The sequence below is a fragment of the Streptomyces sp. E2N166 genome, from assembly GCF_003671715.1.
Lineage (GTDB): Bacteria > Actinomycetota > Actinomycetes > Streptomycetales > Streptomycetaceae > Streptomyces > Streptomyces thinghirensis.
This window is the reverse complement of record NZ_RAIF01000006.1, coordinates 1,428,754-1,430,139: the sequence shown is the minus strand read 5'-3', so window position 1 is coordinate 1,430,139 and position 1,386 is coordinate 1,428,754. Positions and strand designations below refer to the sequence as shown.

The following is a 1,386-nucleotide window of genomic DNA, read 5'->3' as shown; positions in this document are numbered from 1 at the left end:
GCACGTCAACCAGCCGGGCACCCAGACCGTCGCCCAGCCGCAGGGCGACGCGCAACTCGCCGAGACCGGCAGCGACCTGCCCCTGGGCCTCGCCCTGCCGGTGGGCGCGGGCGCGCTGCTCGCGGGCACGGTGCTCTACCGCAAGGCGCGCGCCTCGGCGTGACGCCACTCGGGCCGGGCGACCGGCACGCACAGCGGGCCCCGCACCGGCGGGGCCCGTTCCGTCTCCGGTTCCGTCACCCGCGCGTGGTCGAGCCCGGTCACCGGCCCACCAGGTACCGGCTCACCAGGTCGCGCGTACCTGGCGGATGATCCGCCGCCGCAGCCGCACCTTGCGGCTGCCGTCGCGCAGCAGGCTCAGGCGGTACAACTCCCAGTGTCCGTACTCGGCGTGGTCGGTCAGCAGACGTGTCGTCTCCTTGCGGGAAACCCCGCGCGGCAGGTACACGTCGACAAATTCGTATTCCGGCATCGCATCTATTGTGCGGGCTGGGGCCCGGTACGGATAGCGTCTGCACTATGTCTGATGCTGCGCAGCCCACCGCTGCCGAGGTACGCGCCGCCGCCGAGGCGGTCAAGACCGCGCTCGACCGCCACCTGGCCGCGGTCGAACGCCGGTCGGGGGAGGACGACCCGACCGTCTACGACGCGTTCAACCAGCTGGCCGCGGCCGCGGAGGCGTACGACGAACTGCTTTACGACCGTTACGACGAGGTCACCCCCTTCGAGATCCCCGGCGCGGACGACACCCTGCCGCCGTACACGGGCCCCGAGGAGCCCAGCGCGCTGAGCGTCCTGATCCGGCGTGACTACGCCGTGGCCGAGCCGCAGCGGCTCATGGCCCAGGCCCGGCGGGTCGAGGCGGCGGACGGCGAGGGGGCGGGCGTCGAGGCCTCCGGCACGGTCCACGGGGCGCTCGGCCTCCTGTTCGGCGAGTTCGAGCCGGACGAGATCGCCTCCCGGCACAAGGAGTTCGGCCTGGAGGAGGGCGACTCCACGCTCTGGGTGACGGCCGCGGACGAGGCCGCCGAACCCGGCGAGTGGCTGGAGGCCCCCTTCGAACAGGCCGACCCGCAACGGGTGGTCTGCCGCTTCGACGTCAGCGCGGTGTTCGACGACGAGTTCGACGACGGCCTCGACGACGAGGACGACGGGGACGACGCGGCCGGTGGCGGTGGCGTGCGGGAGCTGGAGGATGACCTCGACACGGATCTGGACGAGGACCTGGACGCGGACGATGACCTCGACCCGCACGGGGACGAGGCCGACGACCTTGACGAGGACGGGGAGCGGGCGCGGCTGCAGGCCGGCCGCTGAGTGGCGGGTCGCTGAACGGCTGGAGCCGCGACGGGCCGGCCGGCCGGCACGACGGCGGCGGTCACGGGG

Annotated in this window: 2 protein-coding genes; one reads left to right on the top strand and one right to left on the bottom strand. The window is 73.5% G+C overall.

Annotated elements, in window-relative coordinates:
* Window positions 1–283: 283 nt before the first annotated feature.
* Window positions 284–472, bottom strand: a complete 189-nt coding sequence (locus EBH09_RS06930; protein WP_055416095.1) for a DUF5703 family protein — start codon at window positions 470–472, stop codon at window positions 284–286.
* Window positions 473–519: 47 nt separating this feature from the next.
* Here EBH09_RS06930 and EBH09_RS06925 point away from each other — a divergent pair, with 47 nt between their 5' ends.
* On the top strand, window positions 520–1,317 hold the full coding sequence (locus tag EBH09_RS06925) for a hypothetical protein (RefSeq protein WP_121746051.1): 798 nt from the start codon (window positions 520–522) through the stop codon (window positions 1,315–1,317).
* Window positions 1,318–1,386: the final 69 nt, after the last annotated feature.

What these genes read in the sequence shown, in the direction of transcription:
- EBH09_RS06930 (WP_055416095.1), bottom strand. Translation starts at nt 472, where the DNA reads ATGCCGGAATACGAATTTGTCGACGTGTACCTGCCGCGCGGGGTTTCC.
- EBH09_RS06925 (WP_121746051.1), top strand. Translation starts at nt 520, where the DNA reads ATGTCTGATGCTGCGCAGCCCACCGCTGCCGAGGTACGCGCCGCCGCC.